The sequence below is a fragment of the Pseudomonas frederiksbergensis genome (genome assembly GCF_003732705.1).
GTDB lineage: Bacteria > Pseudomonadota > Gammaproteobacteria > Pseudomonadales > Pseudomonadaceae > Aquipseudomonas > Aquipseudomonas frederiksbergensis_F.
Genome location: NZ_MOBR01000023.1, coordinates 32523 through 58474 on the forward strand (window position 1 = coordinate 32523; position 25952 = coordinate 58474).

The 25952-nt window shown below is 57.6% G+C and carries 25 protein-coding genes and 2 pseudogenes; 13 read left to right on the forward strand and 14 right to left on the reverse strand.

The annotated features are described in order from the left end of the window. Positions 1–17: 17 nt before the first annotated feature. The 5 genes from BK667_RS22665 to BK667_RS22685 all read right to left on the reverse strand — a co-directional run bounded on the left by BK667_RS22665 (position 18) and on the right by BK667_RS22685 (position 4517). Positions 18–1016 (reverse strand): bile acid:sodium symporter family protein, encoded by a 999-nt coding sequence (locus tag BK667_RS22665; RefSeq protein ID WP_123599020.1) that lies wholly within the window; start codon positions 1014–1016, stop codon positions 18–20. Positions 1017–1118: 102 nt separating this feature from the next. Next, entirely contained in the window at positions 1119–1382 is a 264-nt protein-coding gene (locus tag BK667_RS22670) for a hypothetical protein (protein WP_123511667.1), read from the reverse strand. 22 nt (positions 1383–1404) lie between these two features. Further along, the gene (locus tag BK667_RS22675; protein ID WP_123598965.1) at positions 1405–2343 is read right to left on the reverse strand and encodes a methyltransferase; all 939 of its coding nucleotides are present in this window, start codon (positions 2341–2343) and stop codon (positions 1405–1407) included. Beyond that, positions 2340–3758 (reverse strand): iron-containing redox enzyme family protein, encoded by a 1419-nt coding sequence (locus BK667_RS22680; protein ID WP_123598966.1) that lies wholly within the window; start codon positions 3756–3758, stop codon positions 2340–2342. The genes BK667_RS22675 and BK667_RS22680 overlap by 4 nt, the downstream gene beginning before the upstream one ends. A 357-nt stretch (positions 3759–4115) precedes the next feature. Next, positions 4116–4517, reverse strand: a complete 402-nt coding sequence (locus BK667_RS22685) for a DUF1801 domain-containing protein (protein WP_123511661.1) — start codon at positions 4515–4517, stop codon at positions 4116–4118. Positions 4518–4674: 157 nt separating this feature from the next. On the opposite strand from BK667_RS22685, the gene BK667_RS22690 reads away from it, so the two are divergent. Further along, complete coding sequence (locus BK667_RS22690; RefSeq protein ID WP_123598967.1) at positions 4675–5337, forward strand: glutathione S-transferase family protein; 663 nt, start codon at positions 4675–4677, stop codon at positions 5335–5337. Positions 5338–5462: 125 nt separating this feature from the next. Here BK667_RS22690 and BK667_RS22695 read toward each other — a convergent pair whose 3' ends face one another. The 3 genes from BK667_RS22695 to BK667_RS22705 form a co-directional block, all read right to left on the reverse strand. Further along, on the reverse strand, positions 5463–5846 hold the full coding sequence (locus BK667_RS22695; protein WP_123511657.1) for a c-type cytochrome: 384 nt from the start codon (positions 5844–5846) through the stop codon (positions 5463–5465). A gap of 66 nt (positions 5847–5912) precedes the next feature. Continuing rightward, positions 5913–6116: a hypothetical protein gene (locus BK667_RS22700; protein WP_123511656.1), complete on the reverse strand. Its 204-nt coding sequence runs from the start codon at positions 6114–6116 to the stop codon at positions 5913–5915. A 129-nt stretch (positions 6117–6245) separates the two neighbouring features. Next, positions 6246–6572 carry a hypothetical protein gene (locus tag BK667_RS22705; RefSeq protein ID WP_375538759.1) on the reverse strand — a complete coding sequence of 109 codons (327 nt, stop codon included), beginning with the start codon at positions 6570–6572 and terminating at the stop codon, positions 6246–6248. A gap of 181 nt (positions 6573–6753) precedes the next feature. Here BK667_RS22705 and BK667_RS22710 point away from each other — a divergent pair, with 181 nt between their 5' ends. Continuing rightward, positions 6754–7608 carry a hypothetical protein gene (locus tag BK667_RS22710; protein ID WP_123511651.1) on the forward strand — a complete coding sequence of 285 codons (855 nt, stop codon included), beginning with the start codon at positions 6754–6756 and terminating at the stop codon, positions 7606–7608. Between the two features lie 36 nt (positions 7609–7644). After that, on the forward strand, positions 7645–8580 hold the full coding sequence (locus tag BK667_RS22715; RefSeq protein ID WP_123511649.1) for a SphA family protein: 936 nt from the start codon (positions 7645–7647) through the stop codon (positions 8578–8580). 288 nt (positions 8581–8868) lie between these two features. Here the strand turns inward: BK667_RS22715 and BK667_RS22725 are convergent, their stop codons facing one another. Both BK667_RS22725 and BK667_RS22730 read right to left on the reverse strand, forming a co-directional pair. Beyond that, entirely contained in the window at positions 8869–9957 is a 1089-nt protein-coding gene (locus BK667_RS22725; RefSeq protein ID WP_123598969.1) for a polyamine ABC transporter substrate-binding protein, read from the reverse strand. Positions 9958–10008: 51 nt separating this feature from the next. Further along, a complete protein-coding gene (locus BK667_RS22730; RefSeq protein ID WP_123598970.1) occupies positions 10009–11310 on the reverse strand; it encodes an NAD(P)/FAD-dependent oxidoreductase in 1302 nt (433 codons plus the stop codon). A gap of 156 nt (positions 11311–11466) precedes the next feature. On the opposite strand from BK667_RS22730, the gene BK667_RS22735 reads away from it, so the two are divergent. From BK667_RS22735 to BK667_RS22745, 3 genes and pseudogenes are all read left to right on the forward strand, one after another. After that, complete coding sequence (locus BK667_RS22735) at positions 11467–12339, forward strand: LysR substrate-binding domain-containing protein (RefSeq protein ID WP_123598971.1); 873 nt, start codon at positions 11467–11469, stop codon at positions 12337–12339. Between the two features lie 103 nt (positions 12340–12442). Then, positions 12443–12636 (forward strand): annotated as a pseudogene (locus BK667_RS33635) (alcohol dehydrogenase); the annotation flags it as partial. A gap of 865 nt (positions 12637–13501) precedes the next feature. Continuing rightward, positions 13502–13606 (forward strand): annotated as a pseudogene (locus BK667_RS22745) (IS5/IS1182 family transposase); the annotation flags it as partial. 64 nt (positions 13607–13670) lie between these two features. Here the strand turns inward: BK667_RS22745 and BK667_RS22750 are convergent. Then, on the reverse strand, positions 13671–13922 hold the full coding sequence (locus tag BK667_RS22750) for a hypothetical protein (protein WP_123511641.1): 252 nt from the start codon (positions 13920–13922) through the stop codon (positions 13671–13673). A gap of 129 nt (positions 13923–14051) precedes the next feature. Between BK667_RS22750 and BK667_RS22755 the strand changes: the two genes are divergently transcribed. Continuing rightward, positions 14052–14735 (forward strand): response regulator transcription factor, encoded by a 684-nt coding sequence (locus BK667_RS22755; RefSeq protein WP_123511639.1) that lies wholly within the window; start codon positions 14052–14054, stop codon positions 14733–14735. Beyond that, positions 14720–16039, forward strand: coding sequence for a sensor histidine kinase (locus tag BK667_RS22760; RefSeq protein ID WP_123511637.1), 1320 nt, complete (start codon positions 14720–14722; stop codon positions 16037–16039). The genes BK667_RS22755 and BK667_RS22760 overlap by 16 nt, the downstream gene beginning before the upstream one ends. Before the next feature lie 109 nt (positions 16040–16148). Here the strand turns inward: BK667_RS22760 and BK667_RS22765 are convergent, their stop codons facing one another. After that, the gene (locus tag BK667_RS22765) at positions 16149–16775 is read right to left on the reverse strand and encodes a response regulator transcription factor (protein WP_123511635.1); all 627 of its coding nucleotides are present in this window, start codon (positions 16773–16775) and stop codon (positions 16149–16151) included. A gap of 671 nt (positions 16776–17446) precedes the next feature. On the opposite strand from BK667_RS22765, the gene BK667_RS22770 reads away from it, so the two are divergent. The 4 genes from BK667_RS22770 to BK667_RS22785 all read left to right on the forward strand — a co-directional run bounded on the left by BK667_RS22770 (position 17447) and on the right by BK667_RS22785 (position 22695). After that, positions 17447–18250 carry a helix-turn-helix transcriptional regulator gene (locus BK667_RS22770; RefSeq protein ID WP_123598972.1) on the forward strand — a complete coding sequence of 268 codons (804 nt, stop codon included), beginning with the start codon at positions 17447–17449 and terminating at the stop codon, positions 18248–18250. 218 nt (positions 18251–18468) lie between these two features. Next, positions 18469–19599 carry a histone deacetylase-like amidohydrolase gene (locus BK667_RS22775; protein ID WP_123598973.1) on the forward strand — a complete coding sequence of 377 codons (1131 nt, stop codon included), beginning with the start codon at positions 18469–18471 and terminating at the stop codon, positions 19597–19599. A 110-nt stretch (positions 19600–19709) separates the two neighbouring features. Then, entirely contained in the window at positions 19710–20801 is a 1092-nt protein-coding gene (locus BK667_RS22780) for a polyamine ABC transporter substrate-binding protein (protein ID WP_259698159.1), read from the forward strand. A gap of 181 nt (positions 20802–20982) precedes the next feature. After that, positions 20983–22695, forward strand: a complete 1713-nt coding sequence (locus BK667_RS22785; RefSeq protein WP_123598975.1) for an amidase — start codon at positions 20983–20985, stop codon at positions 22693–22695. Positions 22696–23085: 390 nt separating this feature from the next. Here BK667_RS22785 and BK667_RS22790 read toward each other — a convergent pair whose 3' ends face one another. Continuing rightward, on the reverse strand, positions 23086–24096 hold the full coding sequence (locus tag BK667_RS22790) for a saccharopine dehydrogenase family protein (protein WP_123598976.1): 1011 nt from the start codon (positions 24094–24096) through the stop codon (positions 23086–23088). Further along, positions 24093–24494, reverse strand: a complete 402-nt coding sequence (locus tag BK667_RS22795) for a VOC family protein (protein WP_123598977.1) — start codon at positions 24492–24494, stop codon at positions 24093–24095. The genes BK667_RS22790 and BK667_RS22795 overlap by 4 nt, the downstream gene beginning before the upstream one ends. 217 nt (positions 24495–24711) lie before the next feature. Between BK667_RS22795 and BK667_RS22800 the strand changes: the two genes are divergently transcribed. Further along, a complete protein-coding gene (locus tag BK667_RS22800; RefSeq protein ID WP_123598978.1) occupies positions 24712–25848 on the forward strand; it encodes an FAD-dependent oxidoreductase in 1137 nt (378 codons plus the stop codon). The last annotated feature ends 104 nt before the right edge of the window (positions 25849–25952 follow it).

A 25952-nucleotide genomic window follows, 5' to 3' on the forward strand; every position in this document is an offset into this window, starting at 1 on the left:
TTGAAAGCAACAGGCCCTTACGGATCGACCTGCCCCATCATCTCAGCCACCGTTTCCGTGCGATTGGCATACCGCTGCGCCAACACCGCACACACCATCAATTGAATCTGATGGAACAACATCAACGGCAAAATCAACACCCCCAACGTGCTGCCGGCGAACAGCACCTGGGCCATCGGCACACCCGTGGCCAAACTTTTCTTCGAACCGCAGAAGAGGATGGTGATGCGGTCTTCCTGACTGAAGCCGAAGGTTTTGCCCAGCACCGTGGAGGCCAGCAGCACCAGCGCCAGGACGATGCAGCACACCACCACCAACCCGGCCAGTTCCCAGAGCGGAATCTGGTGCCAGATGCCTTCGATCACCGCCTCGCTGAACGCGCCGTAGACCACCAACAGGATCGAGCCCTGATCCACGAATTTCAGCCAGGTCTTGTTGCGCGCGACCCAGTTGCCGACCCAGCGCCGAGCGATCTGTCCGGCCACGAACGGCAGCAACAGTTGCACGCTGATCTTGAGGATTGCATCGATGGTCGAGCCGCCATCGCCGTGCACATCCAGCAGCAAGGTCACCAGCAACGGCGTAAGAAAGATCCCGAACAGGCTGGACGCCGCCGCACTGCAAATCGCCGCCGGGACATTGCCACGCGCCAGCGAGGTGAACGCAATCGCCGACTGCACCGTGGCGGGCAGCGCGCAGAGGTAGAGCATGCCCATGTACAAATCGTTGCCGATCAGCGGCGACAGCAATGGCTTGAGCGCCAGCCCGATGAGGGGAAACAGGATGAAGGTCAGGCTGAATACCAGCAAATGCAGGCGCCAGTGACCGGCACCGGCGATGATTGATTCGCGGGACAGCTTGGCGCCATGCAGGAAAAACAGCAGGGCAATCGCGATGTTGGTCAGCCAGCCAAAGCCCACGGCGACCTGACCGCTGGCGGGCAGGAAACTGGCGAGGATCACCACACTGATCAGGGTCAGGGTGAAGTTGTCGGGCAGGAAACGGGGGCGGGTCATCAGTCGGGTCATCCGGGAGGAACATTGCGACCACTCTATCCCGATGCCCAATGACCGACTAACGCCAACGAGCCAGTAGATAGCGCCAAAAGGACATAAAACCTATCGGCTAGCCACTGAGTGGTAATCCCCTCCCGCCACCGCGCGCAAATAGGCCTGATCCGCCTTCCGTCGCAAATCTCGCCACTCCTCCCAATTCACAATGCCTTGACGATCCATTTCATCTGCCTGGCGCAGCAGCTCCTCATGATAGGCATCTGGACATTCCATTCGCAGCGCGCAGTTGTCGAGCGCTCGATGCCAGGCGTCCAGCGCACAGAGGCGGTGTTCTTGAGCCGGAGTCAGCATGTTTTTGAATGAGTTCATGACGGTATCCTGCAAAAAGGAACTACACCGGTAGACGTCGCGTGACGATCAGTTCCACGGCCGCGATGCGATCAACCTGTTCGTACCCGGCTTCCAGCAACTCCTCGCCAAAGACGTCCGGATCGAGCTCCCGGTAGTGCCATTCCAGGTGTGCCCGGTCCAGCGTCTCTTTCACTGACGCAAGAAACGGGTCCTGGCCATCGACGATGGCGACACCGGTATACAGCAGCAACGAGCCGCCTTCGGACAAACGCTCAAGCGATTCGTGAACGATCCGCACGGACAGATCGGCGCCCAGCGCATCACCGCCATGGCGATAAGCCCGCCGCCTGGAATCCTTCATGTAAGGCGGATTGGCGACGATCAAGTCGAAGCGCCCTTCTGTCTCATTGAGCACATTGCTGGCGTGGCAGACCACGTTATCCAAGCCTGCCAGTGTGACGTTGATCCGGGTGAAATCGAGCGCCTTGGGGTTGATATCCACCGCGAAGACTTCAGCCTCGGGTTTGGCCCGGGCAATGAGCATCGCGCCGGCGCCGGTGCCACAGCCGATGTCGACAGCGCGCTTGATGACGCAACGGGTCGAGCGCAAATGCCGCTCTATGGTTTGGACAAAACGATAGGTATCGGGGCCAAAGAACACCGAATCTTCCTGGGTGGTCGGAAAGGCAGAATGAACCAGCAGCAGGTTATCCAGCGATGACCATCTGACCGTACTTTTGAGCCGCTCATGATCACGTTCCAACACGCCGCTTTCGATCAATTTGTTCTCGTCGCTCGGTGGCAACAGGCCCTGCTCGAATGACCTGCTCCAACCAAACGCATCACGCAGGGTTCTGCCGATGGCATTGCCAGCCCTGTCATTGACACACTGATGAGTGACAGGCGTTGGCGTCACGAAGGAGTAACCGCTGTTGCGCAGCAACTGGCCCAGTTGCAGCAATGCGGACTGCCCGCTCATACCGATTGCCCCTTTACGTTCTCGCTCATCGCCTTGACGAACGCCCGCGTGGCGTAAAGCCCGGCCGGGGTCGCATGCATGGCCGGGCACATGAACGCGCCAAGCAATGTCATTTGCTCATTGGGCGCGCAGTGTTCGAGATCGCTGAGTAGCCCTTGCAGGTCTGGGTCGGTTTGCGCGATCGAAGCTTGTACATCCGGTTGTCCCGATGACTTGTTCCTGAACTGAAATCGAAAGGCATTGGCGGCGCTTTCTTCCACGATCCGCTCACCGGCAATCCAGTCCCACAGCAACTGCTTTTCGTAACCGGAGAACACGCCAAACATCGGCGCGCCAGCACCGTCGATCAACTTCCAGAACCGACTGTTGACCGGGTCTTCATCGCGTTTGATCCAGCCTTTGTTCAACAAGGCGTCGAGGAATGCCGGGATCTGATTCGGCTCGGCCAACCACTCATTGATGGTCCGGCCTTCCAAGCGGCAATAGTCGGAATGCATGTGCTGCCCGAACATTCTCTTGCGTTCGAGCATGGCCACGACTTCCTGATCCAGGTCGAAGGACTTGATGATCGCCTTTGAGCCAATGCCGAGTTCATTCAGCTTGTAGCCTTGCACGACACGCCGATAAAACTCATCGCGCTCGGCCCCCATCGGCATCAGCGACAGCACACTCTGGGCCGCTTTACGCGCATGCCCGGTGCTGGCGTTATCAATCGTCACATGCAGCGAAAAATAGTACGGGTCGATGCCCAGCTCATTCAATTCGAACGAGGTGATCAGCAAGTGTAACGGCAGCTGTTCATACCCCAGGTTGTAGCCGATGACTTCCGGCAGAAACGCCGCGCCATGCTGAGCCAGCGCCAACTGGATCGCGCCCTGCTCGTAATAGATATCCGCCAGCGTATCGCCGGGGTCGCAGTCCAGATCGGCGATCAGTTTTTTATACAACGCCACATGATTGAGCGCCAATTCACCGTCGCCCAACTCCTCCAGATACGTACGAATCAACCCATGAAACCGATAATCCGACCAATGCGGCAGCAGGCCGTAGAGCCAGGCGCCGTCCACCAACTTGGTCGGCGCGACATGCTGCAGGAAATACAGTGCGTGGCTGCGCCCCGTGAAAAAACGCCGGGGGCCGCCGGCATGCCGCGCTTGCAGATACGCCGAATATTGCTCGGCAACGTTCGCCACACCCTCGCCTATCCAGTCCTCAAGATGTTGCGGATTGCTCGGCACTTCACACACCGAGTGCTCGGCGCGGGCCAATTCCTGGCGCAGAAAATCCACAACATCGACATCGCGCAGTGCTTCACTCGGCTGCATCAAGGCGTCATAAACGGTCTTGGCCTGATTGCTGTCGGTGGCTACCGGGCTACCTATTGGCGTGCCGGTAAGGGTCTGAAGGTGTGTCATAGGATTACCTGGCAGTCATCTCAAAAGAATCCCGGCTCAGTGCCTAATGCCGATCAGTCAAGAATTTGAATGCCGCAATCCTTGTGGGAGCGAGCTTGCTCGCGATAGCGGTATCACGTTCAACATTGATGCTGACTGTTACGCCGCTATCGCGAGCAAGCTCGCTCCCACATGTTCTGCGCCTTAACTGACGGGCATTAGTCTTCGCGCCGCTCTAATTCTTACGATTCACCCCTATTCAGAAGATTCATTGAATTTCACGGTTGTCCGGTGGACGGCAATTTTCGCAACCCCAGCTACCCTGCCATGGGCTCGTGTGCCCTTTGGAATACCCCTGACGATCCGTGACGCGAGCGTTCATTTAGCCGGCTTCGAGGTGTTCAGCACCACCGCCGCGCGAATCAGCGCCTTCAACGCGGCCTCATCAATCTTCTCGCCCTGGTGAATATCAATGGCCCGCCGGGTATTGCCTTCGAGGCTGGAGTTGAACAGGCCTGAAGGGTCCTCCAGCGAGGCACCCTTGGCGAAGGTCATTTTCACCACGGCCTTGTAGGTTTCGCCGGTGCAGAGGATGCCGCCGTGGGACCACACCGGCACGCCGCGCCACTTCACTTCCTCGACAACGTCGGGGTCGGCCGTGTGAATGAGGGCCCGGATCTGCGCCAGGGTCTCGCCCCGCCAATCGCTCAGTTCGTGGATTTTTGCGTCGATCTGCGAAGAGGCGCTAGCGCCCTCCTCTGCGTCCATTGCCTTTTTCATGGTGTCGCCTCAGGGTGATTGCCGACCCTTGAGTATTGCTGACGGACGATTTTTCTCCAGGCGCCGCGACCGCTGGGTAGGGTCGCCTCGCGCATCCCTGAACCTCGACCGATAATGCAAAGTCGTGGGCTGCACACGTTCACCGAGGGACTGAAAAATGCCGCTGACTCTTTACTACCATCCGCTCTCGTCGTACTGCCACAAAGTGCTGGTTGCGCTGTACGAAAACGACGTTGAATTTGAAAAGAGGCTTGTTGATCTGGCGAGCGAGGCCGACAGGGCCGAGCTTCAGGCACGCTGGCCGATTGGCAAATTTCCGGTCGTCCACGATCACGCTCGCCAACGGGACGTGCCGGAGTCCACGATCATCATCGAATACCTGGACCGGTTTTATCCGGGTCCGCAGCCCTTGGTTCCCGAGGATTGGGAGGCGGCGCTGGAGGTGCGTTTGTGGGATCGTTTTTTCGATCTCTACGTTCAGGGGCCGATGCAGCGAATCGTGGCGGATCGCTTGTTTTCGGCCCATGGCGATTTGACCAAAGAACACGCCCTGCTGACGACGGCGTATTACATGCTGGAGCGGCGAATGGCTTCGCGGATCTGGGTGGCCAGCGAGGCATTCAGCATGGCCGACTGCGCGGCGGTCCCGGCGTTGTTCTATGCCAGCACACTGCTGCCGTTTCCCGGCGACTGCGGACACTTGAGCGCCTACTTTGAAAGGTTGATACAGCGACCGTCGGTGCAGCGGGTCATTGATGAAGCCAAGCCGTATTTTCAGTTTTATCCGTTTGCGGAAGCGATCCCGTTGCGGTTTCGCTGACATAGCCGCAGCGCAAACCAATTGTAGGAGCGAGGCTTGCCCGCGAAAGCTATGTAACATCCACCGTAGAGGTTGAATGGTATAGCGCTTCGCGGGCAAGCCTCGCTCCTACAGTTTTGGCGGCGCTACGGAAAGGTCTGAAGGTAAGCCAACAGGTTTTCGATCTTTTCCGGATCGCTGATTCCCCAGAAGATCATGCGGGTGCCCGCCACCACGCTTTTTGGGTCTTCGATGTACTTGGCCAGGGTTTCGCGGGTCCAGACCACACCGGATGATTTCATCGCCTCGGAGTACTGATAGCCCGTTGTGCTGCCGGCGGTGCGGCCGATCACGCCATTGAGTTCGGGACCAAAGCCCGGGCGCGCCGATTCGCCGACTTGATGGCAGCCGCCGCAGGTTCGGCTGAACAGTTTGCCGCCCGCCTCGGCATCGCCGGCCGCGTTTACCTCGGTACCGAGCAATCCTGTGGTGAGCAATAAAGCGAAGGTCAGTACGCTGGCGCGGATCATGTAGCGGCTCTCGAAAAAACGAGCAGCTATTTCATCACGACCCGCGTCGATACCGAAGCCTTCAATTTAATCGTGCAGCAAACCCGAGCTGTACTCATTGAAGTTGTTGCCGATAGCGCTGCCGCCGAAGTTCAGCTTGTTCGTGGGGCGGCCATCAAACTGCTGGCAGCCATCTGAAAAACAGCTGCTGGTGGTCACACCGGAACCGGAACAAGCGCTCAGGAGCAAAGCACCGGCGATCAACACGACTTTGAAGAGATTCGATTTCATTGTTCCGTTCCCTTTGGCTGCAAGCATGGCCACGCACAACCCGAAGCCATCAGCCTAAGCCGCGCTCGCACCTGAAACCAATGAAACATCGAAGCTCGACAGCTTGGGTTCAGCCAAGTGGTCGCCTCCTCATTTGCGGGCCAATTTGTAGCGCACGCAGTCCTCATAAAAGCTCTTGCGGATCGCTTCCGGCTTGAACCGCGATTGGCTGTCATAGGTTTGCTCGGTAATGCCCATGGCCATCATGCGCATCCATGCCTTGTTGAACTTGTAACCCTGGATCTTCTGGCGTGCGGCATACAGCGAAACACCTTGCAGCTTCAATTCCTGAGCCCTGGCCGCCGTCCCCGCCCCCCAACTGCACATATACCGATCGTTGGGCATCAGCTCTTTGGCTTCCACCGGGATGGCAATGCTCGCCAGGGCAAACGAGATCACTAGATTGCGCAATTGAATTCCACCTAACCATCTGAAAGTGCGGCGATTCTGGCGATTACGCGAGGGGTTGGGGGCCAGCAAATTGCCTTACTTGAGACACCGAGGGATAAGTCCTTGAAACCGGGGTGGCGCAGACAATGCCGCAAGCCTGTTGCGCTGCTACGCTAAGTTTTCAAATCAAGCCGCAGGGAGCAGCGTAATGGCCTTAATTTACGATGTGCCGCGAATCGGAACCCATTACAAATTCGGGCAAAGAGGCCCAACGTGCTGGTATTACGCGGCGAAGATGCTGCTCAAGTTCCACGGTCTGTACGATAAGGCAGACGTGTCGGCAGAGTCGATCTACGAGCAGATGAAAACCCTGCACGAATTGCGACGCAGCTTTACCGAGACCGGTGAGACCAGCAATGCCCTGTCGACTGCCGGCCTGCAGGCGAATCAGGCCAAGATGCTGGCTTATCAAGCGGCGATCACCCGTTTAAAGGCAAAACCCAACCTGTCGAAGGCGCAAAAAGAGCAACTCGCGACACTCGAAAAGGCCAAGGCCGACGAACGCCTGCCCCGAATTGACGCGGCCATTGAGCTGCTGAAGAAACAAGCGCTCGCCGATATGGGCCGGCTCGAAATCTTGCAGTCGTTTATTGGCGGTGGGTACTTTTGCAAGATAAACCGCGAACAGTATTTGAAACCGGAAGACGTTGAACCTTTGCTGGAGCGCTGGGGCCCGTTTTACACCGGCGGTTCCGTGGTCGCGGCGGTCAAGACCGACACCGGTGAGGTGGTTCCTGGCGGTGACCGCATTATTTCGGTAACGGAGTTCAAGCCCGACGGCTCCCACGCGATTGTCGTCTGCGGCGCTGACGACAAACTTGTTTATTACAAGGACCCGCACGACAGCTCCGAATTAAGGACGATGGACCTCAAGAAGTTCCATGCCGGCCTCGATACCGACGTCACCGACTTCCTCATCGCCATCAACTGCAACATGCCCTACGACCCGGACAATGGCGGCTGCACACATATGCTGACCAAACGAATTGTGATTGCACCCTAGGCACCTTGACGTCACTTGGGTGAAACGGAGGCCGTGATGACAAAAACAAAAAGACTGATGGGGTTGATGGCTTTGTTGCCGGCTATCACTGCGCAGGCCGATGACGGCGGTATCAGTTTTTGGCTTCCCGGCCAGTTCGGTGCATTGGCGGCGGCGCCGACCGAGCCGGGCTGGAGTCTGCCGCTGGTTTATTACCACGTCAGTGCCAGTGAAGGTGGGAGCAAACCCTTTCCACGGGGCGGCCGCACCACCGTGGGGCTGGATGCGAAAGCTGATTTGCTGTTTGCCAGCCCCACTTACACCTTCGCCGAACCGCTGTTGGGCGCTCAAGCAGCGGTGTCGGTGGTCGCTGCGGTGGGTCGATCCGAGGCCAGTGTCGATGCCACGTTGACCGGCCCGCGCGGGCGGGCTTTCTCCGGGGGCACGGACGACAGCCTCAAGGGCGCGAGCGACGTTTATTTGCTCGGCACGTTGAAATGGAACCATGGGGTGCACAATTTCATGGCGTACAGCATGGGCAACCTGCCCGTCGGCGCCTACGACCCGGATCGCCTGGTCAATACCGGGCTTGGCCATGCCTCGATGGACGCGGGCGGCGGCTACACCTACTTCGACAAGACCAACGAGTTTTCCGCCGTGGCAGGCATGACCTACAACTGGGAAAACACCGATATCGATTATCAAAACGGCATCGACGCCCACCTGGACCTGAGCGCCTCGCACTTCATCACCAGCCAGACCCACCTGGGTGTGGTCGGCTACGTTTACCATCAGGTCACGGGGGACAGCGGCAGTGGCGCGACCCAGGGCGATTTCAAATCCAAAGTCAGCGCCGTCGGGCCCCAGGCCGGGCACTTCTTCAAGGTCGGCAAAGAACTCTGGTATGCCAACCTCAAGGGTTACTACGAGTTTGACGCCGAGAATCGCGCCGAAGGCTGGAACACTTGGCTGTCGTTGGTCGTTCCGCTTTAAAAAAAGGGGACGCATTTATTTAACGGGTTTGATGTTGGATGGAAGGACCTCTTCGCGAGCAAGCCCGGCTCCAACAGGGGATTTGCTGTGAACACAAATTACGTGCTCGACGATGATCCCCTGTGGGAGCGGGCTTGCTCGCGAAAGCGGTTTCACATTCAACATTGATAGCGGCTGACACGACGCCTTCGCGGGCAAGCCCGGCTCCAACAGGGGATTTGCTGTGAACACAAATTACGTGCTCGACGATGATTCCCTGTGGGAGCGGGCTTGCTCGCGAAAGCGGTTCTAGGTGTTGGTCTTCAGTTTGTTCCACAGGCGGGTTGTCAGCCGTGCGATGGCGGGCGGCAGGTCTTCGACGGTGAACAATCGGTCCAACACTGTTTTGGGCGGGTAAATCGCCGGGTCCTGCTTCACCTCCGGCGCCACATCGGCGTCCGCCGCCAGGTTGGCGTTGGCGTAATGGACACTGCTGCTGATGTTGGCAATCACCTTGGGCTCAAGCAAGTAGTTCATGTAGGTGTAGCCGTTCTTCTCGTGGGGCGCGCTCTTGGGCATGACCACCATGTCCATCCACAGGGTCGAACCTTCGTTCGGGATCGAATAGGCGATGTCGATACCGTTTTTGGCTTCCTTGGCACTGGCGGCGGCCTGCACGATGTCGCCGTTGAAACCGATCACCGCGCAGATGTTGCCGTTGGCCAGGTCGCTGACGTACTTGGAGGTGTGGAAGTACTGCACGTAGGGCCGGATCTTCAGTAGCGCTTGCTCGGCCTTGGCGTAATCCGCCGCCTCGTGGCTGTGGTGCGGCAGGCCCAGGTAGTTGAGGGTGATCGGCAGGATCTGCGTCGGGTTATCGATAATCGCCACGCCACACTGGCTCAACTTCTTGATGTTGTTCTCGTCAAAAAACAGGCTCCAGGAGTGGGTGACATCGGTGTTGCCAAAGATCGCTTTGATCTTCTCGACGTTGTAGCCGATCCCCGCCGTGCCCCACATATACGGATAGCCGTACTGGTTGCCGGGGTCATTGACCTCGAGTTTTTTCATCAGCGCCGGGTCGAGGTTTTTCCAGTTGGGCAGTTGGCTCTTGTCCAGTTTCTGGATCGCCCCGGCCTTGATCAACCGCGACATGAAATGGTTCGACGGACTGACCACGTCATACCCGGTATTGCCGGTCATCAACTTCGATTCCAGCACTTCGTTACTGTCGTGGATGTCGTAGGTCGCCTTGATCCCGGTGGCTTTGGTGAAACTGGGCAAGGTGTCCTCGGCGATATAGCCGCTCCAGTTGGAAATGTTGACCTGTTCGTCGGCGTACGTGACCGCCGAAAACGTTGTGAGCAAGACCGCCAGGGAAACAGGATTAACGCGCATGTTCGATCACCTGATTTTTGAAGAATTTTTGTTGTTTGTGATGCCCGGTTTCTAGATTTCTGTTCTGGCCCTGACCGCCTCCACACGCATGCGCAGCATGGCACCGATATCGAGCAAAGGCTTGGGCGGCAGCCAGCCGGGCTGGGCTCGTTGCATGACCGACGCCAATATCGGCGAGTCGGCGCCCGAGGCCAGTTCGGCCAGCAGTCGCCCCCAAAGGGTGCCGCGCGCCACGCCCGAACCGTTGCAGCCGGCCACGGCAAACACGCCCTCTTCGACCTTGGCGAAATACGGTTGCCCGGAGCGCGAGGCGCTCAAATGACCGCTCCAGGTGAATCGAATGTCTTGCTCGCTCAGCCACGGGAACCGACGCTGCAAACCCAGCGCGTGATGTTTTCTGCGGGACAGCAGATCGCTGTTGGATAAATCCTGAGCGCGGTATTCGGCGGTATTGCGGATCATCACGCGACGATCCGGAGTCAGTCGCACCGTGGCCCCGAGTGGCCGGGTGGACAGCACGCCCCAGGGCTCAACGCTGCCCATCGCTTGAAACTCATCGACGGTCAACGGCCGTGTCAGACTGGCGCTGAGTTCCATCGGGAACGTGCCGCTGTCGACGATTCCCGAGCGTGGGATGAAGGCGTTCAGGCACACCAGCACGTGCTTGGCCTCAATGCTGCCGTCGACACCTTGGGCACGAATCCGCCCTTTATCCAGACGCTGAAGGCCGGTGATATCGGTGTTTTCGTAGAGGCTTACGGTGGGCGGCAAGGCTTCCAGCAAGCCCTTCACATATTTGGCCGGTTGCAGCAAGGCGTTGCCGTTGCCACACCAGATCGCCGCCTGGTAATGCGCGGTTCCGAGTTTTCGCTTGAGCTGTTCGCCTTCCAGAAACTGCGCCGAAGCCCCCACGGCGTGCAGCGTTTGCAGCTTGGCCTCGACGTGGGTCAACTTGGCGGGATCGCTGACGGCGAAGAAATAGCCGGCATCCCGAAAGTCGCACTCGATGCCGTGACGGGCAATTCGCTGGCGGACTTCCTCGCTGGCAGCGCGGGAGATCGAGGTGTCCACTTCATAACCGGCGAAGCCCCGATGCCCCGACAGTTCATCCGTGGCTGGATGTTCATGGGCCACGACGAACCCGGAATTACGCGCCGAAGCACCCTGCGCCGCGCGCTGCCGGTCGACAATCACGATGCGCGCCTGAGGATGCATTTCGGCGAGTGAATGCGCGGCGCACAGCCCCGTAATCCCGGCGCCAATGACCAGCCAATCGGCTTTTTCCGTACCGCTCAGGCGATCACGGACCGGGGCGTTTCCCGCCTGCGCAATCCAGCCACATACGTTTTCCATGCATCACCTCATTGACTGTCGTTCGGCAAGCCGCCCCTGACGCTACATGCAGTAATCGCATGAGCCGTGTCAGATGACAGCAGCCAGAGCTGGAATCTATAAGGTCTGTAGTGATACAACCAACGTTATAAAATCATCAGGCCATTCTGAAAACGCATGGATAAAATTCGCCACGTTCCTTCTTTCCAAGGCCTTCAAGCGTTGGTTGAGGTCGCTGATTCGGGCAGCTTCACGCAAGCGGCGCAAAAGCTCTGCCTGACCCAAAGCGCCGTCAGCCGCAAAATCCAGCAATTGGAGAGTCACTTCGGCGTGTCGCTGTTCGTCAGGAGCAGCCGCAGCCTGCAATTGACCGCGGAGGGCGAGCAGGTCCTGGCCAGTGCGCGCCATATCCTGGAGCAACTGAAAACCCTTGAAGATCGCCTCTCCCCGCAAAAGCGCCCCTTCCGCATCCGCATGCACGTGTCCCTGGCAGTTCGCTGGTTGTTGCCGAAACTGAGCGACTTCTACCTGCGCTACCCGGAGGTTTCCCTGTCGATAGAAACCGTGGCGACGGAGATCGTCGAACCGGCCAGCGACAGCGACGCCTACATCCTCTATCTGCCGGAGCCCTCGAAGGATCCAGCCAGCCTGACCCTGTTCGAAGAAGCGCTGGTGCCGGTGTGCGCACCGGGCCTCGGCCCATTGACGTCGATGGACGATCTCGTACGCTTCGCGCTGCTGCATCGTTCGGCGGACAAGCAAGCGTGGATCGACTGGCTGGCGGCCAATGGCGGCAAGTCGCTGGAGGATTACCGGCACATCCCCTTCAACCTCGATGAGCTGGCGCTGGATGCGGCGGCACGGGGTTTGGGCGTGGCGATGACGGATCTGACCCTGGCGCAGGAGTCGCTGGATCGCGGGGTACTGGTGGTTCCGTTTGGCCAGCCGCTGAAGACCCGAGGGATTTATTCGCTGTGCCCGCAACCGTCGGCGGCGAGCCATCCGGCGTGCGGGGCGATCATGCAGTGGTTTGCTGAACAGGCCGGTTAGCCAGATTTATCTGACCCGCTATACGTTCCTGGCTTCGCGGAAAACCTCGTTTGCTAATAAGTAAGAGGTTTTCCCATGAGCGACCATTGCGAACTCACCCAATTTACTGGTCACCGCCAACGCCAACCTTGACTGGACAGCCATGCTCGGCAGCTTGCGTGGCAACGGGCGCCTGCATTTTGTCGGCATCGTCCCCAGCGCCATTCCCATACACGTGATTGACCTGCCCCCCAGCAAAAGACCTTGTCCGGCTCGCCGGTCGGTTCGCCCAGCAACACCGTGACCATGCTCGAATTCCTCTCCCCCTTATTCGAAACTGCCTGTGCGCTCACGCTGCTACGCCACCTCAATTTTCATCCAAATTAGATTATTACGCTTGGCGAAATCGGCACGATATACCACCGGTGACACGTTGAGTTTTTCGATCAATAGCCAGCCATGAGCGCCTTGATCGCTTTGCTCGACTCGCTCAATTCGTCGCGGTCAATTTCAATAAAATCCGTACTAAAACATCGGTTCTCAGGCGTTTTTTTCAAGAACCCTAAATCAAAGTTTCAAAAAACAGTATTGATGAATTTAGTCGGGCATAGCTGGGTTTGGCATAAGCTCGTTCGTTTAATCACCTAAGGTGTGTTGGGCGGACGTTTACTGCTGGCATTAGACTGTCTCTACTAGAGAATGGCTTGCCCAGCCAGCCAAGGCAAAAGTCATCGACTTCCACCCATGAATCGCCTGGTGATTCGCGGCATCGCATAACGGTCGTACAAATGCCTTCTTGATCAATCTTGACAAAGCTACGGAATTTGCGACGCTTAGATATCAATAACGTAAAAAACAACATGGTGAATTCCTTCCTGGCAGCTCTAGTTATGACCTGGGATTTGAAGGGTCTGGAATAAAAATGGCTTTTTGGCAGCATAAAACAACCCGTTTAAAAGGCTAGAACTGGTGCCAACTTAAATTAAGTGCACACCATGTCTTGGCTTTACGAGGTTGTGTAGGTGACTTGGCCGGACGGATACCCTGTTTGAGGAGTTCTGCGCGCTTAACAAGTACGGGCATCATCTTCAGACCGAACACAGGCCGTCTTGCTGCCGCCAGACTCGATAATCTTTGCCCACAATTTAGCAAAATACCCTGAACCCCACTGCCGAGCCACGCCATGAAACATATGACTATTACCGACGTCGAGTACGCCGGAAAACATAAGCAGGCCCGCAAGGAGTTGCTCCTGATCGAGATGGATCGAGTAGTTCCGTATAAGGGGCCGTGTGAGGGTGCCGACGGGGTATTTCATCAGTTTGAATACGTAGAACATGAGTTTTTATGCGCTAATCATCTTCAACTTCTTCAACAAAATAGCAACTATGGCGTGTACCGCCTGGGTCGATGATGAAGACGCCTTGCCCTTTGCCACACTCAGATGATTGGGGTATCAAATAGGCTTTTTTCTTGTCGATCCACGCATTCAGTTTGTAGATGTAGATACCCATGCCAATGGCAATACCCAGCACCAGTAGCAAGCAAAGAACAAACTGTGCAGTGTAATCGTCGCTTTCCCTTTCTGGGCTAGTGGGTTGCATATCGAGGTCCTGTTGTTGAAATACGCCGCCATGATAAGGATCGGTGGGTTAACGCCAGGTGAACATTGTCGTGAGGAAAGGTAACTCCGCTATCCTCCGCCCAACTAGTGAAAAACCAGGGGTCCGTGCGTGCATATTCATCTGCTGCTGGTCGAAGACAATATCGACCTTGCGAACACTGTCATCGAGTATCTGGAAATCACCGGGATCGTCTGCGACCATGCCAGCAACGGGCAAATGGGCTTGAATCTGGCGCTCGCTCAGCACCATGACGTGATCTTGCTGGACATCCTGCTGCCGCGTATGAACGGCCAACAGGTGTGCAAAAAACTGCGCGAGCATGGAAATCAGACACCGATCCTGATGCTCTCATCACTGGATGCCTTGGCCGATAAGCTCGCCAGTTTTTCGGTCGGGGCCGACGACTATCTGGTCAAACCCTTCGAACTTCCGGAGCTGGTTGCACGGATTCGTGCCCTGAGCCTGCGCCGTAGTGGACAGGCTAATCGGCTGCAAGTCGCTGACCTGATCATGGATCTTTCAGCGCGCAAAGCCAGTCGCAACGGTCAGGAACTGCACCTGTCACCGACCGGCTGGACATTGCTCGAATGCCTGATGCGCGCCAGCCCTGCGCCCGTCAATCGCGAGCGTCTCGAAGCAGCGATCTGGGGTGACAAGCTGCCTGACAGCAATACGCTCAAGGTGCACATGCACCGTCTGCGCAAGGCTGTGGACAAAGACTTCGCCGTGGCGTTGATCCAGACATTGCCCGGTATCGGCGTTCAGTTGGGGGCCATATGCGCAAAGGGCTGAGCTTGAAGTGGGTGATCAGTGGCAGCTTGCTGTTGGTCATTGCCATGGTGCTGATTATCTACAACCAGCTACTGCCGGCTTACACCGAGCACGGACTCCGATATACCGACAGCGAGGCGATGGAAGAAGAAGCGCAGTTATTTGCCCGGCATTACCAGCAGGACCCGACGACGCCGCCGCCTGATAACGACTTCGTCAAGAGCGCGCTCAGCAAGGAGGCCTTGCCGAAAAACATCCGCGACTTGCTCGAAACCACGCCGAGCATGGCGTTCGGTGCCGTGCAGTACTTCGGCGACGTTGACTCCTACGACGATTATGCCGGCACGGTCGTTCTGATCCACCCGTTGTACGACGGCAAAACGCTATATATGTACGACACCAGACATGACTATGAAAAAGACGGCGAAGTCGAAACGCCATTGTCCGATGCCTACCTGGAACACGAGTTATCGATGGTCAGCCTGATCAGTCTGGCGGTGTTTATTCCCGCACTGATCATCATCGCCCTGCTGGCCTGGTGGGTGGTGCGGCCGCTCGGTCGGCTGACGCAATGGTCGGCCAGCCTGGAAAGCGCCAGTGCGCCCGCCGATCAACGGCCGCATTTCATCTTCCGTGAGTTCAATCTGCTGGCTGACTCACTGAATCACAGCGTGCAACAGGTCAAAGCCGCGAGCCTGCGGGAAGAGCGCCTGCTACGCTACGCCAGCCATGAACTTCGCACATCGCTGGCGGTACTCAAGGCCAATGTCGAATTGCTCGCCGTTCAGGCCGGCGGCGAGCTGCCCCCGCCCTTACAGCGGATCGAGCGCTCGGTGCTGAACATGCAGCGAATTGCCGAGACCCTGTTGTGGATGAGCCGCGAAAGCCCGGAAGCGCTACCAGAAGAAGCGTTCGACATGCGCCAACTGTTGAATGAACTGATTCAGGAACATCGCTACCTGATCGGCAAACGCAAAATCGAGCTGATCCTGCACATCAGTGATGAGCCTTGCCGGCTGCCCCTGACTGCGTGCCGCATCGTCGTGGGTAACTTTCTGCGCAACGCCCTGCAATACTCTGACGATGGCAGCTTCCAAATAACCTTCGATCAGCTGCAACTGCGCATCGTCAACCGGATACGCACCCCCCAGAAGCATCAAGAATCTGCCGACTTCGGTTACGGCCTCGGGCTCGTACTGATGCGCCAGCTCTGCGCAAAACTGGGTTGGCACATTGAGGTCGTATCCGAAAAGAATCGCTTCACGGTCATCCTGAAATTATCGGCTCAGACACCGCAGCAGCTTCCCGACGCAACGGACACCTGAACAGACTTCAGCGCGCCTCCTCCAACTCGTCATGCCGCAACCCGATGAGCGCTCATTTCATCTCGACAAACGAGCGCTCCATGACCAGCGTGTGGGATCGTCCGATCATTCAGATCAGATTATTACGCTTGGCGAAGTCGGCCAGATACACCACCGATGTCACATTGAGTTTATCGATCAGGCGAGTTTTATAGGTACTGACGGTTTTGTTGCTCAACAACATGACATTGCCGATTTCCTTGTTACTCAGACCTCGTGACAGTTGCTGCAAAATCGCCAACTCGCGGTCGGACAGTCCGCGGATCATCTCAAGCTCAGTGGAATCGATATCAACCCGGCGTACGGAATTGCCCGCCAGGTTTGGAAAGAACGTATAGCCCGCCATAAGCGCCTTGATCGCTTTGCTCAATTCGTTCAAATCGTCGGTTTTCGAGATATATCCGGCAGCGCCCGCCTTCATGCAGCGCATGGCATAAAAGGTTGCGGACTGGGCGGTCAATACCAGGATCTTGCTCGACAGTTTCAGTGCGCTGATCCGGTTGATGGCTTCCAATCCGTCCAGCCTGGGCATGGTGATATCCAGCACGATCAGTTCCGGGTCATGCTGGCGAGCCAGTTGCACCGCATCGGCGCCATTGTCAGCCTCGGCAACGACTTTAAACTGCTCACGCTCCAGCAGCACCTTCACCGTCGCCCGAATAAACGGATGATCGTCTACCACCAACGCTTTATGCATTTGCACCTCATTGCAATAGGCAAAAAAAATGACAAGACTCATACGATGATTACTGTCACGACGAACGACATTCTTGAATTTGATTCCTGGTATGGAGTGTCAGTTAGTTAATGTCGGCAGTTCGGAAAACCACCAACTTTTGACTCTAATAAGCGATTCTTTATTTAAGTAAAAACTATTTTACCGGCGCCGCATTCGCACCCGGAACGTGAGCACTGCAGTATCCAACGTTTTAATTATGTTTTAAATCGCCTCACACCTGGTGCGCTCACGCGCCAGCGTCAGGACAGAGAGAAGAATAAAAAACAAACCGGTGTCCGTACATACAACTATCGGGGTAGGTCGTGAACCCATTGCGAGGCAGACCACCACGAACGCTTCCCGCTCGAGATGGATCAGGAAGCGCCCTGAAAAGGGCTGGTTGCGCAGATGGAACCGGCCCGACCTAAGGGTAAAGCGTTGTCAGGCGTGGAAAATCGGGACACCCTCTAATTGTTTAGGAAAGTGCTGCGATACGTGAAGTAACATTTAGAACAGTCACTTCCAGAGATCAAGAGCCCTGCTGGTGAGCAACTCTGGCGTCCCAGTCCACCGGGGTTCCAGCGCAGCTCTCTGGCGCGTTTTTTGCTTATCCAAACCTTGCAATCGTTCTTGAACTAGCGGTATCGAAAATGGCACTCAATCAAATATTGTCGCTCCAGGAAGTTGCGAACTGGAATAGGGTCCTTGCGCGTCTGTTTGACCGGCAATTGGAAAATGACCTTCCGGGACTGCTTTCTGATGCGATGAAGCAATTTATCGAACACGATACTTTCATCCTAAAAGTCTACGACCATGGCAACGATTTGCCGATAATCATTTCTCATGACATCCCAACCCATCGGCATTATCAGTATTTCGAAAATTACTTTGCATCGGCCTACAAAGAAGATCCGCTGCTGAAAAAGCTTCGATATGACGGCACTGGCAACGTGGTTCAGATCAATGCAAATACCTGCTCGCTGAAAAACTCTGCCTACTACCGAACCTACTATGAGGATCTCAACCTCAATGACGAAATAGATATCTTGTTGCCAGTGGCGCCCCGCCAATCCCTGGTGCTATCGATTGGCCGATGGGGTGATGTTGCCCATGAAGACGAACTGGCAACATTGAGCAGCGTGTATCCGCTGATCGAATGTTTGCTGAAAAACTTCTGGAAACAGCGATCCGCGCAGCAAGACGTGCGCCCTATGCCACATTCTGTCGAAACACGTCTGGCCACCTTCGGTGAGGAACAGCTGACCGTGCGGGAGCGGGAAATCACTCGATGGATGTTGCAAGGCAAGTGCACCAAAGAAATTGCTCGTGTACTGGAAATCAGTGCGCAGACCATCAAGGTCCATCGTAGAAATATTTACGCCAAGCTGGGCGTCAATACTGAACTGCAACTGTGCAGCCTGTTTGCCGCGACGGCACTTCCCTACTCTCACTAGCGCCTTCAAATACCAGGCACTCGCAGCACTGCTTCGGTCCGGCAGTGTTGCGCTGCGCGCGTCGTTACCCGCGCAATTCAAAGACCAAAACCTTCTGTGCTGAACAATTCATCTACCCCGATAGAGGCATTCCACCCTCCTGACCTTCCTCCTACCCTGCTGACTTGCCCATCTTTTTTGTTGGGCAATTCGATGGCAGTTCGGCGAGGGTATGTGCAATGAAGACCGGTTTTGTCTGGCATGAAATTTACATGTGGCATTCAACGGGATGCCACGCTGGAGTCTATCGCCCAGGACTGACGATCCAGCCCGGAATCCCTTTCGAGGAGGCGCAAACCAAACGACGTTTAAAAAACCTGTTGGACGTCAGCGGCCTTAGCGCACACCTGCAACCGATCACGGCCGTCGCGCTGACGGAAGAACAACTGCAACGTGTGCACACCTCGGCCTATTTGAATGTGCTCAAACAACTTAGCGATGGCAACGGCGGGCAATTGAGCGCCAATACCCCTGTGGGCAATGGCAGCTACGACATTGCCAAACTGGCTGCTGGCGGCGTGGTTTCTGCGGTAGATGCTGTTCTGCGGGGGGCGGTAAAAAATGCTTACGCACTGGTGCGTCCTCCGGGACATCACGCTGAACCGGACACAGGCATGGGGTTCTGTTTACTGGCCAACGCCGCACTGGCTGCAGATCATGCCCTGGAGCACTTCCATCTTGAGCGCGTAGCAATCGTCGACTGGGATGTTCACCACGGAAATGGTGCTCAGCGGATCTTCTGGGAGGATCCGCGAGTACTGACGATCTCGGTGCATCAGGATGGAAACTACCCCGCCGATTCGGGCCACACGCACGAACAGGGTGCGGGTCCAGGCCTGGGGTACAACTTCAACATTCCGCTCCCGCCCGGCTGTGGTAACGGGGCCTACCTGCACGCATTCGACACGCTGATTCTGCCCGCCCTTCGCGCCTACCGCCCGCAATTGATCATCGTACCTTGTGGCTTTGATGCGGGAGCTTATGACCCATTGGGTCGCATGATGCTGCACAGCAACACCTATCGAGCCATGACCCAGCGAGTAATGGCGGTCGCAGACGCATGTTGTGAGGGGCGGCTGGTGCTGTGCCATGAAGGAGGCTACGAACCTAACACTGTGCCCTACATGGGATTAGCCGTTATTGAGACGTTGAGCGAGCTCCCCACTGCGATTACCGATCCCAATCTTGCTGATATGCAAGGTCTGACAGGACAAGCGCTGAAACCCCATCAACGCGAATGGATTGCCCGTTTGCTGAATAAACTTCAAGGCCCCTTGCTGCCAGGTCCGGAAGAGGAAGGCTGTGTATGAACTCACTTTCGGCATCCAGAAAATACTTATCTAACGCAAGTTTGCGTTTCAACATAACACCCATAAAAACGGTTGGATTGAAATTGATCAAGAACATCCCCTCGCTCCGCTTGCTTGGCAAAGTCCTGTGCGGTCTCGGCCTGCTCAGCTCACTCGCCCAAGCCGAAGCTGATGATCGCACCTTGCGAGTCTACAACTGGTTCGACTACATCACCCCCAAGGCCCTGGAAGACTTCAAGGCCCAGAACCCCCAGACCGAAATGGTCTACGACGTCTACGATAGCAACGAAAGCCTGGAAGCCAAGCTGCTCACCGGCAACTCCGGTTATGACGTGGTGAACCCGGGCGACATGTTCTTCGCCAAGGAGATCGGGGCGGGGGTGTTCCAGCCACTGGACCGCAGCAAGCTGCCAAACTGGCAACACCTCGACCCCCATCTGATGAAGCTGGTCGAAGACAACGACCCGGGCAATCAATTTGGTGTGCCCTACATGTACGGCACCGTCCTGATCGGTTTCAACCCGGCCAAGGTCAAGGCCGTATTGGGCGACAACGCACCGGTGGACAGCTGGGACCTGATCTTCAAGGAAGAAAACATCAGCAAGCTCAAGCAGTGCGGTGTCGCCCTGCTCGACTCGCCGTCGGAGATTCTGCCGCTGGCCCTGAAACATCTCGGCCTGGACCCCAACAGCACCAGCCCGGCGGACTACGCCAAGGCTGAAGCACTGATGATGAAGATCCGTCCGTACATCACCTACTTCCACTCGTCCAAGTACATGGCCGACATCGCCAACGGCGATATCTGTGTCGCAGTCGGTTACTCCGGTAGCTTCTTCCAGGCCGATAACCGCGCCAAGGACGCCAAGAATGGCGTGGTGGTCGACATGCGTCTGCCGAAGGAAGGAGCGCCCGTTTGGTTTGACATGCTCTCGATCCCCAAATCAGCGAAAAATCCGGAAGACGCCTACGCCTTCATCAACTACTTGCTGCAACCGAAAGTCATCGCGCCAATCAGCGACTTTGTCGGCTACCCGAACCCGAACAAGGACGCCACTGAGCTGGTTAATCCGGCGATCCGCAACAACCCGAACCTGTACCCCACCGAAGCGGCCATGAAAACCCTCTACAGCCTGAAACCGCTGCCCCGTGACGCGGAACGGGTACGAACCCGGGCCTGGAGCAGAATCAAGTCAGGTGTCTGAATATTCCCTTCGGGGTGCCCAGTAGAACGCTCAGGTAGTTAAGTTCAGAACCTGTCGCATCACTCAGTGCAGCGAGAAACGCTATGAAAACCCATTTCGAGTTAAGTGTTGCCCTTAAATCCGAGCCCAAGTGTGATGGAAACATTAACCGCTTCAACCGTCAGCAGTCAGTGGTATCAGCATGATCGAGGTCACCGAGGCTTCAATCGCCCAACTGCGCGCCGCGCTTGAATCCGGCCAGACAACGGCCGTTGAACTGGTCCAGGCCTATCTCGCCAGGATCGACGCCTACGACGGCACCGATACGTCTACCGCCCTGAACGCCGTGGTGGTCCGCAACCCCGAGGCGCTGAAGGAAGCCCAGGCCTCCGATGCCCGTCGGGCCTCGGGGCAAAAGCTTGGGCCGCTCGATGGCATCCCTTACACGGCCAAGGACAGTTATCTGGTCAAGGGGCTCACCGCGGCTTCCGGGAGCCCAGCCTTCAAAGACCTGATCGCTTATCGCGACGCGTTCACTATCGAACGCCTGCGCGCCTGCGGGGCGATCTGCCTGGGCAAGACCAATATGCCGCCAATGGCAAATGGCGGCATGCAGCGCGGGGTCTACGGCCGGGCCGAGAGCCCGTACAACGCTGACTATCTCACCGCGCCCTTCGCCTCGGGTTCATCGAACGGCGCCGGGACCGCCACCGCTGCCAGTTTCGCGGCATTCGGCCTGGCGGAAGAAACCTGGTCGAGTGGCCGGGGACCTGCCTCGAACAACGGTTTGTGCGCCTATACACCTTCGCGCGGGGTGATTTCGGTGCGAGGCAACTGGCCGCTGGTACCGACGATGGACGTTGTCGTGCCGTATGCCAGAACCATGGGCGACCTGCTTGAGGTGCTCGACGTGGTGGTGGCCGAAGACCCTGACACTCGCGGCGATCTGTGGCGGATGCAGCCCTGGGTGCCGATCCCGAGCGTCGCCTCGGTGCGTCCGGCCTCCTATAGGTCGCTGGCGGCGAACAGTGGAGCACTGGTCGGAAAGCGCTTCGGCGTTCCGCGCATGTACATCAACGCCGATCCGCAAGCCGGCACCTCTGAGGCGCCGGGTATCGGTGGGCCAACCGGTCAACGCATCAACACTCATCCTTCGGTGATCGGCCTTTGGGAACAAGCTCGCCAGGCACTCGAAGCCGCGGGTGCCGAAGTGCTTGAGGTCGACTTACCCCTGGTCTCCAACTACGAGGGTGATCGTCCTGGCGCATCGACGCTGCTCAATCGCGGGCTGGTGTCTAAAGAGTTCCTGCGCCATGAATTGTGGGATCTGTCGGCCTGGGCATTCGATGACTTTCTGCGGGCCAACAACGATCCGAAATTGAACCGTCTGGTCGATGTCGACGGACCGCAGATTTTCCCGCATGACCCAGGCACTCTGCCCTGCCAACAGGGCGCCTTTGCCATTGACATGAGCGAGTACGTGCAGATGGCCGAGCGTGGCATTACACCCTGGGACCAGATCGCCACTCTGGCTGGCGGACTCCGGGGGCTGGAACAGACGCGTCGGATCGACCTAGAAGACTGGATGGATCGGCTTGGGCTCGATGCCGTGCTATTCCCGACAGTTGCCGACGTTGGCCCGGCGAATGCCGACGTCGATCCGCAGTCATCGGACATCGCGTGGAGTAATGGCATCTGGGTCGCCAACGGCAACCTCGCCATCCGGCACTTGGGCGTGCCTACCGTCACCGTGCCGATGGGCGTCATGCCGGACATCGGCATGCCAGTCGGGCTGACCTTTGCCGGTCGTGCCTATGACGATTCGACACTGCTGCGTTTCGCTTCAGCATTTGAGTCGACTGGGACGAAGCGCAGGATCCCGCCTCGTACCCCACCCTTGTCCGCGGCCAATTAACAAAAAGGTCGGGATAGGGGAAATACGGAAACCAATCCCGCCTAATCAAAAACCGGCCGGGGGAATGCCTATCCCCCATGTACGCGGAAAGAAACTTATCCGAAGCCACATAATCGGCAACCGCCCGTAACGAGGCCGCTGACTCGCCACCAAGACCTCTTCGCGAACTGGCCAAAGCCAATGCGAAGCTGAAAATTCAGGTCGTACTTCCGGCCTCGACCGCCACCGAAATCTGGACCGAAGGCGTCTGCGGCGTGCCGCTGTCGACGCTAGGAAAAGACACCGTCATGAGCGCGGAAAATTGCGTTGACGCAGCCCTTGCCGCGACGCAAACGCGCACTCCGACTTCTCGTTATCGCCTTGCATGACCGTCCCAAGCGGCTCTGGCAGTCAGGGCCGCTTTTTTGCTTTCAGCCGCAGAATAGCGCCCTGGAAATCAATGATGCTCGTCCCGGCAATCGTCTCGGCGAAGCCCATTCCGAATACGCGACCAGGGGTTTCAAAACCAGCGTGTCGCTCACCGGCCAATACCCTGCGCGCCGCTTCAACGGCAGACAGCGGCGTAAAGCTGTAGCCGTTGACGGTCTCGATCACCGAGCGTGCAACGCTGCCGTCAGCGCCTGTTACTTCAGCCACGGCCCGGGCGCGATGGGCATCTCGCTGCTCAGTGCTGGGGCCGTCGGGCAGTTGTGACAGATCCCCTTCGGGGAACGCATCACCACTGATGTGCACGAACATCGCGATATTGGCGATCCCGGTGGAGTGCCAGCCAGTGACCAGGTCGCCGAAAGACAGCGGCGCGCACATGACCGGGCCATCGCCGAAATCGAAGTATTGCGGCTGCGCGTCCGGGGTGGCCAGCAGTTCTCCGTCAACCCGCGCCATAAGGCCCGCGCCGATGATTTCAGCGACACTCATGGCCGATCCCCGCGACATGGATCCGGGCACCTGCAACGCCACCTTCAACGACTGCGGATTTTGCACCCGGCGCGCCACATGCAGCGCCAGGCAGTCAGTCGGCACCACGTCCCAACCGACGCCGGGCAGCAACATGACACCCGCCTCGGTGGCCTGCACGCCAAGCCGTTCCGCCTGTCGATAGACATTGATCTCGGCCGTGATGTCCAGATAATCGACGCCGGCCTTGATGCAGGCATCCATCAGCGGCCCCGCCGTTTGCGCGAAAGGCCCGGCGAAGTTGAGCAGCACGTCAATGTCGGCCAGATCTGCCAAAGCATCCGCATTGAATGCCCGATAAGGCACGTCCAGTTGCGCCGCGAGGGACGCCAGCCGTTCGGCATTGCGCCCGGCGATGACAACGTCCAGCCCCAGCGCCTTGGCGTGCTCGGCCGCCATGCGACCGGTGTAGCCCGTCGCGCCGTAGATCATTAAGGTTTTCATTGGGCGTGCTGCCAGTTTTTGTAAACGAACTCGAGGCTGTAACCGTCCGGATCGAGAACATTGGCCGCGTAATAATTCGGGTCATAGTGCAGACGTGCACCCGGTGCGCCGTTGTCGACAGCGCCGTTGTTGATGGCGGCGGCATAGGCGGCATCGACTTGATCCTGGCTGTGCGCCACAAACCCCACATGCACCGCCCGCCCCTCGACAACACCTTCGCGCAGCCAAAAGAAAACCCGCCCGTTGGCGCCGAAGCCCTTGAGGTCCGGGTGACCGGGCGGACCGTCCTTGCCGTCGTAATCGAGACGCCCGGTGATGCCGAGCGGCGTCAGCGCGGCGGTGTAGAAACGGATGGAGCGGTCAATGTCGCTGACCGAAAGAAAAATATGATCGAGCATGGGCGGCCTCACTGATTCAAACGCTGATTGAGTGGTATCACCACACTACCCCTCGCCTTCGAAGTGAGCGCCGCCGTTTGTGCTGCAATCCTGCCTGTTTCTGCTTTTAGTCACCGATCCGCTTACGCGTTCAAGCAATGCCCGCAACTCCGGGAATAGCTCCCTGGCCTGCCGGTAGTAGATACTCTGCGCGGACGTCAATCACACAGGTATTGAGATGAACACTCCAATCGCGATCATCGGTGCAGGGCTCGGTGGATTGACGCTTGCGCGGGTCCTGCATGTCCACGGTATCGCGGTGACGATCTACGAGGCGGAAACGTCGGCCAACGCGCGCGCTCAAGGTGGCCTGCTCGATATCCATGAATACAACGGACAGCTCGCGCTCAAGGCCGCCGGGCTCTACGACAGGTTTCTTGGCATCATCATCGAGGGCGCCGATGCCAAGCGGATAGGCGACAAATCCGGCAACGTCCTGCTGGATTGGCCGAGCACGGATAACGGCGGCCGGCCTGAGGTGGAGCGAGGGGAGCTGCGCAGGATTTTGCTGGAATCGCTGCCGGCCGACACCATTCGCTGGGGACACAAAGTCACCACGGCTGCCCCGCTCGGCGGCGGACGGCATCGGCTGACCTTCGCTAACGGCGCAACCGTGACCACGGACCTTCTGGTGGGTGCCGACGGCGCCTGGTCGAGAGTTCGCCCGCTGCTTAGCGACGTAACACCGATCTACGCTGGCATTTCCTTTATCGAAACATTCCTGTTCAACAGCGACAGTCACCACACGGCCAGCGCCGAGGTGATCGGTGACGGCACGCTGATGGCGGTTGTGCCCAATCAAGGCATTCTGGCTCACCGCCATGCAAACGGAACCCTGCAAGCGTACGTGGCCCTGAAGAGGCCTGAAGATTGGTTTGAGCGCATTGACCTCGCCGATCCCGTGACGGCCATGGCCCGGGTAGCCGAGGAATTCGATGGTTGGGCACCGGCACTGACAGCGCTCATCACCGATTCTGATATTGACCCCGTGCTTCGCCCGATCCATGCGCTCCCGATCGAGCACCGATGGGAGCGCGTACCCGGCGTGACACTGCTCGGCGATGCAGCGCACCTGATGTCGCCGTTTGCTGGCGAAGGCGCCAACCTCGCCCTGTACGACGGCGCTCTGCTGGCCGAGGCGATTATCGCCCACCCCGATAACATCGAAGCCGCGCTGACCGCGTATGAACAGGACCTCTTTCCACGCAGTGCAGAAACGGCGGCAGAAACCGATAAGAACCTCAGGCTGTTTTTCGACGACACCGCGCCGCAAAGCCTGATTGACCTGTTCAGCCAATTTCTGCCCGCCAAATGACCGCTGTTCAATTCCTGAAGGCAAAAAAAAGCCCCGCGACCTAAATGAGGTGCGGGGCAAAAAATTGGTTGGTTGCGGCCAACCAAAGGAGCATGGTTCAAAGC

Coding starts and splice junctions, on each gene's coding strand:
- BK667_RS22735 (WP_123598971.1), top strand. CDS start 11,467: ATGGATAAAATTCGCCACGTTCCTTCTTTCCAAGGCCTTCAAGCGTTG.
- BK667_RS22770 (WP_123598972.1), top strand. CDS start 17,447: ATGGCACTCAATCAAATATTGTCGCTCCAGGAAGTTGCGAACTGGAAT.
- BK667_RS22680 (WP_123598966.1), bottom strand. CDS start 3,758: ATGACACACCTTCAGACCCTTACCGGCACGCCAATAGGTAGCCCGGTA.
- BK667_RS22785 (WP_123598975.1), top strand. CDS start 20,983: ATGATCGAGGTCACCGAGGCTTCAATCGCCCAACTGCGCGCCGCGCTT.
- BK667_RS22760 (WP_123511637.1), top strand. CDS start 14,720: ATGCGCAAAGGGCTGAGCTTGAAGTGGGTGATCAGTGGCAGCTTGCTG.
- BK667_RS22730 (WP_123598970.1), bottom strand. CDS start 11,310: ATGGAAAACGTATGTGGCTGGATTGCGCAGGCGGGAAACGCCCCGGTC.
- BK667_RS22750 (WP_123511641.1), bottom strand. CDS start 13,922: ATGCAACCCACTAGCCCAGAAAGGGAAAGCGACGATTACACTGCACAG.
- BK667_RS22795 (WP_123598977.1), bottom strand. CDS start 24,494: ATGCTCGATCATATTTTTCTTTCGGTCAGCGACATTGACCGCTCCATC.
- BK667_RS22710 (WP_123511651.1), top strand. CDS start 6,754: ATGGCCTTAATTTACGATGTGCCGCGAATCGGAACCCATTACAAATTC.
- BK667_RS22765 (WP_123511635.1), bottom strand. CDS start 16,775: ATGCATAAAGCGTTGGTGGTAGACGATCATCCGTTTATTCGGGCGACG.
- BK667_RS22695 (WP_123511657.1), bottom strand. CDS start 5,846: ATGATCCGCGCCAGCGTACTGACCTTCGCTTTATTGCTCACCACAGGA.
- BK667_RS22670 (WP_123511667.1), bottom strand. CDS start 1,382: ATGAACTCATTCAAAAACATGCTGACTCCGGCTCAAGAACACCGCCTC.
- BK667_RS22665 (WP_123599020.1), bottom strand. CDS start 1,016: ATGACCCGCCCCCGTTTCCTGCCCGACAACTTCACCCTGACCCTGATC.
- BK667_RS22775 (WP_123598973.1), top strand. CDS start 18,469: ATGAAGACCGGTTTTGTCTGGCATGAAATTTACATGTGGCATTCAACG.
- BK667_RS22725 (WP_123598969.1), bottom strand. CDS start 9,957: ATGCGCGTTAATCCTGTTTCCCTGGCGGTCTTGCTCACAACGTTTTCG.
- BK667_RS22685 (WP_123511661.1), bottom strand. CDS start 4,517: ATGAAAAAGGCAATGGACGCAGAGGAGGGCGCTAGCGCCTCTTCGCAG.
- BK667_RS22690 (WP_123598967.1), top strand. CDS start 4,675: ATGCCGCTGACTCTTTACTACCATCCGCTCTCGTCGTACTGCCACAAA.
- BK667_RS22675 (WP_123598965.1), bottom strand. CDS start 2,343: ATGAGCGGGCAGTCCGCATTGCTGCAACTGGGCCAGTTGCTGCGCAAC.
- BK667_RS22700 (WP_123511656.1), bottom strand. CDS start 6,116: ATGAAATCGAATCTCTTCAAAGTCGTGTTGATCGCCGGTGCTTTGCTC.
- BK667_RS22790 (WP_123598976.1), bottom strand. CDS start 24,096: ATGAAAACCTTAATGATCTACGGCGCGACGGGCTACACCGGTCGCATG.
- BK667_RS22800 (WP_123598978.1), top strand. CDS start 24,712: ATGAACACTCCAATCGCGATCATCGGTGCAGGGCTCGGTGGATTGACG.
- BK667_RS22715 (WP_123511649.1), top strand. CDS start 7,645: ATGACAAAAACAAAAAGACTGATGGGGTTGATGGCTTTGTTGCCGGCT.